Genomic DNA, 7162 nt, shown 5'->3' on the forward strand with positions numbered 1-7162 from the left:
CCCGCCCGCTCGCCCCGCCCGCCCGCGCACCCACGCCTCCCCACCCCACAGCATCGAACGGTCGCACATCGTCGTCTTCGGAGGCCCGAAGCGACGATTCGCGACCGTTCGACGAACAGGATGACCGCGCGCAGCGAGGGTGCCGCGCGCAGCGGGGGTGCCGTGCGCAGCGAGAGTGCCGCGCGCAGCGAGAGTGCCGCGCGCAGCGAGAGTGCCGCGCGCTGCAGCCGGTGCTCAGCCGCGCGCGAGGCGCGCCCAGGCGAGCGCGGCGAGGGCCGCCGCCTCGTCGCCGAGCACGGCGTCGTCGAAGATCACGCGCGGCGAGTGGTTGAACTCGGCCGTGCGGAGGTCCTGGCCGACCGGCGCGGCACCGAACATGACGAACGTGCCGGGCACCTCGTCGAGCACGAACGAGAAGTCCTCCGAGCCCATCTGCGGGGTCGGCAGCGGCATCAAGCGGTGCGGGCCGAAGGTCTCCTCGAGCGTCGCGACAGCGGCGGCGGTCTCGGCCGGGTCGTTGACCGTCACCGGGTACATGACCTCGAACAGCACGTCGGCGGTGCAGCCGTGGGCCGACGCGATGCCTTCGGCGAGGCGGGGCAGCTCGGCCTGCAGGCGCTCGAGCGAGGCGGCCGACATCGTGCGCACCGTCGCGTGGAGCTCGGCGTGCTCGGGGATCACGTTGAACGCGGTGCCGCCGGCCTGGAGCCCGGTGACCGAGAGCACGATCGGGTCGAAGGCGTCGAAGCGGCGCGTCACGAACGTCTGCAGCGCGAGCACGATCTCGGCGGCGACGGGCACCGGGTCGATCGTCTGATGCGGCTGCGAGCCGTGGCCGCCGCGGCCGTGCACCGTGACGGTGAGGTGGTTCGAGCCCGCCATCACGGGGCCGGGGCGGGTGCCCATGAAGCCGTGCGGCGCCGGGGCGACGTGCGCGGCGAACGCGGCGACGGGCCGCTCGCCGGCGACGTCGAGCAGTCCCTCGTCGAGCATGATCTTCGCGCCGCCCTGGCCCTCCTCGCCGGGCTGGAACATGAAGATCACGTCGCCGGGCAGGTCGCCCTGGTGCGCGGCGAGCAGCTTGGCGGCGCCGACGAGGCTCGACGTGTGCAGGTCGTGGCCGCACGCGTGCATGGCGCCGTTCGTCGACGCGTACTCGAGGCCGGTCTGCTCGACGACGGGCAGGGCATCCATGTCGCCGCGCAGCAGCACGCTCGGGCCGGGCTTGCCGCCGCGGAGGACCGCGACGACGGAGGTGAGCGCCTCGCCGGTCGTGATCTCGAGGTCGAGCCCCTGGAGCGCGGCGAGCACCTTGGCCTGCGTGTTCGGCAGGTCGAGCCCGATCTCCGGCTCGGCGTGGATGTCGCGGCGCAGGGCGACGAGCTCGTCCAGGATCGCGGCGCCGGCGGCGACGAAGTCGGGGGTGCCGACGACGGCGTCGGTCTCGGAAGCGGGCTGGAGTTCGATGGTCATGAGCGTGTTCCTGTTCCGGATGCCGCACCGGGCGGCATCCTCGATCGTTCGGGTCAGGCGGCGACGGCGGTCGGGGCCGGCTCGCCGGTCTCGACCCGCGCGGGGATGCGGATGCAGCAGATCGCGATGAACGCGACGACGAAGGCGAGCGTGCAGGTCGCCCACACGAGCACGTAGCCGCCGACGGCGGGGATGCCCGCCGCGTCGGCCGTCGCGGTGAGCAGCAGCGCGAAGACCGCGCCGGCGACCGCGCCGCCGAGGGTGCGGAGCGAGTTGTAGACGCCCGCGGCGATGCCCGTCGAGTTCGACGGCGCGAGCTCGGCCACGAGTGCCGGCAGTGCGCCGAGCAGGAGGCCGTAGCCGATGCCGCAGATGACGGCGCCGACCCAGATCTGCCAGAGCTCGTCATGGAAGCAGACCTGCACGAGCGAGCCGAGGCCGGCCGCGCCCGCGCCGATGAGCAGCACCGTGCGGATGCCGATGCGCTTGGCGATCGGGGCGAAGAACGCCGCGCCGAGCGTCGCGAGCAGCGTCACGGCGGCCGTGATCGCGGAGAGCCCGCCGGAGGACACCGCGAAGCCGTAGCCGACCTCGGCGGGGTCGGAGCCGAGGAAGGTCGTGAGCGGGGCGGTCGCGCCGAACATGACGAGGCCGAAGCTGAAGCCGGCGATGTAGACCGGGCCGAGCGAACGGCTCGTGACGAGGCGGATGTCGATCGCGGGGGCGTCGACGCGCAGCTCCCACCACACGAACACGGCGAAGACGACGACGGCCGCCGCGAGCGGGAGGAACGCGCCCGGGTCGGCGAAGCCGACCTCCGCGGCCATGCGCAGGCCCCAGAGCAGAGCGATCATGGCGACGCCGAGCAGCACGAAGCCGAGCACGTCGATCTTCGCGCCGGTACGGGTCGTCGACTCGGGCACCTTGAAATACACGGCGAAGGCCGAGACCACGACGAACAGCGCAGGCACGAGCAGCACGACCGCGAGCGGGATGGGGAACTCGCCGACGATGCCCGCCGCGACCGTGCCGAGCACGGCGCCGAAGGTGAGGGTGGAGACGAGCAGGCCGATCGAGCGCCGGGCGGTCTCGCCCGAGATGCGGTTGTGCACGAGGGCGATCTCGAGCGGCAGCCACACGGCCAGGGGGCCGATGAGGGCGCGGCCGACGAGCACGAGCGCGAGGTTCGGCGCGAGGGCGACGAGCAGCGTGCCGATGAGCACGGCGACGACCGCGATGCGGAGCATCCGTCGGTGGCCGAAGATGTCGCCGAGCTTCGAGAGCAACGGCACCGAGACCGCGGCCGCGAGGGTCTGCACGGTCATGAACCAGGTGATGTCGGCGTCGCTCACCGCGAGGTGGTCGGCGATGCGCGGGAGCAGGGGCGTGTAGTAGCCCTGCACGAACCCGCTGGCCAGTTCGCAGAAGATCAGGAAGCCGACGATCGCGCCGGCCTTGGCGATGGGCGGGGCCGCCGCGGCGGGCGCGGGGGTGGATGCAGACATGTGCGGGCTTTCGGGGACGGTCGGCCGGGGACGGCGGACGGGACGGACGTCGGAGCGGAGCGGTGCGGGGTCGCCGCGGTTCGGGCGGGGTCGGGCGGGCTTCAGCCCCGTGCCGCGCTTCCCGCCCGGGGCGGGTCGGCGACGAGGGAAGCGGCGATGACGCGGTACTGGTCGGGGGTGATGACCGTGCCCTTGACGGATTGCCGGTACAGGGTGAGCCCGGCGATCGTGTCGAGGATGAGTTCGGCGTCGGTGTCGGCCGGGAGTTGGCCGCGCTCGATGCCGCGCTCGATGAGGTGGACGCCCTGGTCGCGGCGCTGCTCGAAGAGCGCCGACCAGATGAGCGGGAACACCTCGGGTTCGAAGACCACCCGCCACGGCGAGTAGCCCTCCACCTGGGCCGCGGCGGCGGTGCCGCGGGCCTGGTTGGTCTGGTTCTGGGTCGCGTGGAGCACGAGGTCGATCACGACGTCGCCCGTGTCGGGCTCCTCGCCGACCTCGGTGTGCTCGAGCACGGACGCCGCAGTGAGCGCGGCCTTGTCGGGCCAGCGCCGGTAGATGGCGGTCTTGCCGCAGCCGACCCGCTTCGCGATCTGCTCGATCTTCAGCCCCGCGTAGCCGCGCTCGATGAGCAGTTCGCCGGTCGCGGCGAGGATGCGCGCGGTGAGCTCGGCGTCGGTCGGGCGGCCGAGCGGTTCGTTCGCGGGGCGGGTCATGCCGGTTACATTACGGTACGTTCCGTTTCGTTTGTGTGAACCGAGGCTGGATGCCCGGCGGGCGGGCGCCCGACGCCTCAACGGCGGCGTCGACCTCGCTGCGCGTCAGTTCAGCGCCGACGTGAGACGCGCGAGCCCGTCGAGGAACGTCGATCCGGCCGGCTCGTCGAGCCACTCCTCGAGCGTCAGTTCGCGGCCGGCATCCCGATAGCCCTGCTCGACCTCGCGCATGTCCGCGACGAACGAAGCGCCGCGCACGAGCAGCGAGACCTCCATGTTCAGGCTGAACGAGCGGATGTCCATGTTGCTCGAGCCGATGACCGCGTACTCGTCGTCGATCGTGAAGTGCTTCGCGTGCAGGATGTACGGCCCCGGGTAGAGGAAGATCCGCACGCCCGCGCGCAGCAGCGTCTCGTAGTACGAGCGCTGCGCGTGATAGACCAGCCCCTGATCGCCGAGCTCCGAGACGAAGAGCTGCACCTCGAGGCCGCGCTGGCAGGCCGTGGTGATCGCGTAGACCATCGCCTCGTCGGGCACGAAGTACGGGCTCGTCAGGATGACCTTCTCGGTCGCGCCGTAGATGAGCGAGAGGAAGAGCCGCAGGTTGTTCTCGGTGTCGTACCCGGGGCCGCTCGGCACCACCTGGCATGTGAGATCGCCCGTCGGCGCGATCGCCCGGGCCGGCACGGGCTCGAGCGCCTCGCCGGTCTCGATGAGCCAGTCGGAGCAGAACACCGCGTCGGCCTCGGTGACGGCCGGGCCGGTCAGCCGGGTCACGAGTTCCTGCCACTGCAAGCCGCGCTTGAGGTTCTTCGGGGAGTTGTAGGAGCGGTCGATGAGGTTCTGCGAGCCGAGGAACGCGACCCGGCCGTCGACGACCACGATCTTGCGGTGGTTGCGCAGGTCGGGGCGCTGGTACTTGCCCTCGAGCGGCTTGACGGGGAGCATCCACTCCCAGCGCACGCCGATGCGGTCGAGCTCCGCGAACGTCTCCTTCCAGTTCGCCACCCGGCGCGAGGAGATGTAGTCCGCGAGCAGGCGCACGTCGACGCCGCGGGCGACGGCGCCCTCCATCGCCGCGAAGAATCCGCGCGTCGTGTCATCCCAGGAGACGATGTAGAACTCGACGTGCACGAACGAGGTCGCCCGGTCGATGTCGGCGGCCATGGCGTCGATCGAGCCCTGGTAATCGCCGATGAGCGTCGCGGCGTTGCCGTCGACGGCGGGCAATGCGGTGAGCTCGCGGTTCTGCACGACGACGCGCTCGAACCAGCGCGGCCACTCCCCCGCCGACGCCGGCTCGTCGTAGCCCGCCGCCTGCGTCGCGATGACCTGGTCGATGCGCGCCTGCTCGTCGCGCCGCTTCTTCGGCAGGTGGTAGCTGCCGATCAGCAGGAAGAACAGGATGCCCGCGAACGGGATGATGTAGATCGCGAGCAGCCACGCCATCGCGGCGGTCGGCTTGCGACCCTTCGGGATCACGATGAGCGCGGTGATCTTGATCGCGAGGTCCAGGAGGAATCCGGCCAACCACCACAGGTTGGCCCCGAGCACGGCATCCATTCCGGCACCGTAGCGAGCCGGGCTCCCTCCGACGGGGAACCCGCGGACGACTCGCCGCATCCGCGCTCACGGGCATCCCCCGGCACGTATGCAGGCAACGCCATACCCCCCTGCATATGGTTGGCGGATGCTCAGACGAATGTTCGCCCGGGTTTTCTGGGCCGGCAGCCGATGGAAGCTTGCCGGCGAGGGCGCCCCCGGTCGCCCATCGGTGCTCATCGGCGCCCCGCACACCTCCAACTGGGACTTCGTGCTCATGCTCGGCATCGCCTGGCACTACGGCATCGACGTCCGCTGGCTCGGCAAAGCCTCGCTCTTCGCGGGCTGGCGCGGCCCGATCATGCGCAAGCTCGGAGGCATCCCGGTCGACCGCTCCGACGCCGCCCGCGTCGTCGACGAGGTCGTCGACCGCATCAGGGCGGGCGAGGTCTTCGGCCTCGTCGTCACCCCCGACGGCACCCGCAACTCGACGTTCTGGAAGTCTGGTTTCTACCGCATCGCGCAGGAGACCGGCCTGCCCGTCACCCTCGGCTTCGTCGACCGCACCACGATGACGACCGGCCTCGGCCCGACGTTCGAGCTCTCGGGCGACGTGCCGGCCGACATGGACCGCATTCGCGCGTTCTACGCCGACAAGTCGGGCTTGCGCCCCGAGGCCCGCACCGAGCCGCGCCTGCGCGACGAGGCATCCTTCTCGCCGTCGAGCGACCTGGCGGCCTGACGCCGCGACGACGAGGGCCGGGGCGCACTGCACCCCGGCCCTCGTGCGTCCGTCGGCTCAGCCCGCGAAGTCGAGCTGGGAGTCGGCGACCGCGATCATCGACCACTCGGCGCCCGCCGCGTCGGTGAAGTAATAGGTCGGCACGACGAGCACCGAGCCGTCGCTCTGCCACTGGGAACCGAGACCGAGCCGCGCCGACACGATCTCGACGTCGTTCACCGCCCACGAGAGGGCGCTGCCCGCCTCGGGGGTCGCAGGCGCCTCGGTCGGGGGCGTCCAGATCTCGGAGGAGGCGGCCTCCCGCTCGGCGACGCCCATGTCGAGGGCGACCGGGCCGTCGGCGGGCATGATCGACATCGAGGCGCCGAAGCGGGGGTCGGAGAGCCGTTCGAACGCCGCCTGCTCGCTGACGATCGGGTAGTCGCCGAGGCCGACGAGCGGGGCGAGCGAGCCGTTGACGCTGTAGACGCCGCCCGTCGCGTACTCGAGGTACCAGGCCTGCTGGAGCCGCTCGCCGTCGAGGAGCGGCCACGCCTGCACGGAGCGAGAGACGGCGCCGTCGTAGACCGTCGAGGTGTACTCGAAGGCGTCGGCGTCCTGCCCGCTCGCCGCGATCACGTCGCGCATCGCGGCGATCGCCGTGTCCTCGGCGGGCAAGTCACCCGCGGCCTCCTGCGTGCAGACGCCCGAGGCGTCGACGGTCGCGCACCACGGGTTGAGGGCCGGGTCGGTGTACGAGAACGAGGTCGTGCCGTCGAGGCTCACGCTCAGCACGGGCGCCGTGCCGTCGTAGGAGCCGAGCATCCACGAGCCGTTCTCGAGCGTCGGCGTGCCCGACATGCCGAGCGCCGCGGCGAGCGCGGCGACGTTCTCGGCCGTCGCGGCCGAGCGGGCGTCGTACCCGTACGCGACCGCGCTGCCGGTCTCGGTCGAGAGCCCGCTCGCGTGGAAGGCGTTGCGGCCGCTGCCGCCGGGGTAGACGAGGCTGCTCCGGGAGTCCAGGGCCGCGCCGTTCGCGCCGGCGCCGGCGTCGGCCGCGATGCCCGGCTCGATGGCCAGTTCCTCGGTCGACCGGCCCGAGTCGGCCGCCAGTTGGCCGGTCGAGGAGCCGCCGCCGGACGCGGCGCCGACGCCGTACCCGGCCGTGCCGACGAGCGCGAGGGCCGCGGCGACGGACGCCGCGG

General features: G+C 72.1%; 6 protein-coding genes. 1 reads left to right on the top strand and 5 read right to left on the bottom strand.

Annotation, left to right across the window (positions count from 1 at the left end; genetic code table 11):
- Window positions 1-234 precede the first annotated feature (234 nt).
- The 4 genes from GB864_RS06375 to cls form a co-directional block, all read right to left on the bottom strand.
- Window positions 235-1473: a M20 metallopeptidase family protein gene (locus GB864_RS06375; RefSeq protein WP_160423509.1), complete on the bottom strand. Its 1239-nt coding sequence runs from the start codon at window positions 1471-1473 to the stop codon at window positions 235-237.
- A gap of 53 nt (window positions 1474-1526) precedes the next feature.
- Complete coding sequence (locus tag GB864_RS06380) at window positions 1527-2978, bottom strand: MFS transporter (protein ID WP_160423510.1); 1452 nt, start codon at window positions 2976-2978, stop codon at window positions 1527-1529.
- A gap of 101 nt (window positions 2979-3079) precedes the next feature.
- Window positions 3080-3694: a TetR/AcrR family transcriptional regulator gene (locus GB864_RS06385; protein ID WP_160423511.1), complete on the bottom strand. Its 615-nt coding sequence runs from the start codon at window positions 3692-3694 to the stop codon at window positions 3080-3082.
- A gap of 105 nt (window positions 3695-3799) precedes the next feature.
- Complete coding sequence (cls, locus tag GB864_RS06390; RefSeq protein WP_160423512.1) at window positions 3800-5257, bottom strand: cardiolipin synthase; 1458 nt, start codon at window positions 5255-5257, stop codon at window positions 3800-3802.
- 127 nt (window positions 5258-5384) lie between these two features.
- Between cls and GB864_RS06395 the strand changes: the two genes are divergently transcribed.
- Window positions 5385-5978, top strand: coding sequence for a 1-acyl-sn-glycerol-3-phosphate acyltransferase (locus tag GB864_RS06395; RefSeq protein ID WP_160423513.1), 594 nt, complete (start codon window positions 5385-5387; stop codon window positions 5976-5978).
- Between the two features lie 57 nt (window positions 5979-6035).
- Here the strand turns inward: GB864_RS06395 and GB864_RS06400 are convergent.
- A partial coding sequence (locus GB864_RS06400) for a hypothetical protein (protein WP_160423514.1) occupies window positions 6036-7162 on the bottom strand: 1127 nt, incomplete at its 5' end.

The organism is Agromyces seonyuensis (assembly GCF_009789225.1).
Classification (GTDB): Bacteria; Actinomycetota; Actinomycetes; order Actinomycetales; family Microbacteriaceae; genus Agromyces; species Agromyces seonyuensis.